Below are 740 nucleotides of genomic sequence, written 5' to 3'. Positions count from 1 at the left end.
AGGGGCATAGGAAGTTAAGCATATTAAAAAGTATGGTAACTTCCTTATATGAAAGCAAAAAATAGATATTATTCCCGTTCAAGAATCACAGAAGCAAAATTCAGGCAAATTATTCGCTTTTTTGCCATGGATTTTACTGCATCAGATACAGCTAAACTCACCAATATTTCTGTACGCTCCATCAATACAATTTACATCAAATTGCGTAAAAAAATTGCTCTCCAGTGTGAAGAAGTATCTCCTTTTAACGGCATTGTTGAACTGGATGAATCTTACTTTGGTGCTCGTCGTGTCCGTGGTAAGCGAGGTCGCGGTGCATCAGGTAAAACGATTGTATTTGGATTGCTTAAACGAGATGGAAATGTATACACAGAAATTGTGCCTGATTGTTCCAAAGCCACTCTACAAGGCATTATTCGTGGACATATAGAACTTGATTCAGTAATCAATACAGATGGATGGAGAGGCTATGATGGTTTAGTTGACATTGGCTTTGACAAGCATTTGAGAGTAAATCATGGTGATAATGAATTTGCCTGTGGAGAACGTCATATTAATGGCATAGAGTCTTTTTGGGGTTATGCAAAGAAGCGGCTCAGTAAGTTTAATGGAATTGAGAAAAGGATGTTTTATTTGCATCTTAAAGAAACGGAGTATCGCTTCAATCATCGGCATGATAATTTATACCTCGATTTGCTTAAATTACTCCGTAATAATCCTCTTTAACTTCCTAAGCTCCT

Annotated in this window: 1 protein-coding gene; it reads left to right on the top strand. The window is 37.0% G+C overall.

From position 1 onward, the window contains the following. Positions 1 to 48 precede the first annotated feature (48 nt). On the top strand, positions 49 to 726 hold the full coding sequence (locus GBN19_RS15490; RefSeq protein ID WP_151778709.1) for an IS1595 family transposase: 678 nt from the start codon (positions 49 to 51) through the stop codon (positions 724 to 726). Positions 727 to 740: the final 14 nt, after the last annotated feature.

Origin of the sequence: Acinetobacter brisouii, assembly GCF_008993995.1 — a bacterium.
Taxonomy (GTDB): Bacteria; Pseudomonadota; Gammaproteobacteria; order Pseudomonadales; family Moraxellaceae; genus Acinetobacter; species Acinetobacter brisouii_A.
Note: the sequence above shows the minus strand (reverse complement) of the source record. Positions and strands in the feature narration are given on the sequence as shown.

What these genes read in the sequence shown, in the direction of transcription:
- GBN19_RS15490 (WP_151778709.1), top strand. Translation starts at nt 49, where the DNA reads ATGAAAGCAAAAAATAGATATTATTCCCGTTCAAGAATCACAGAAGCA.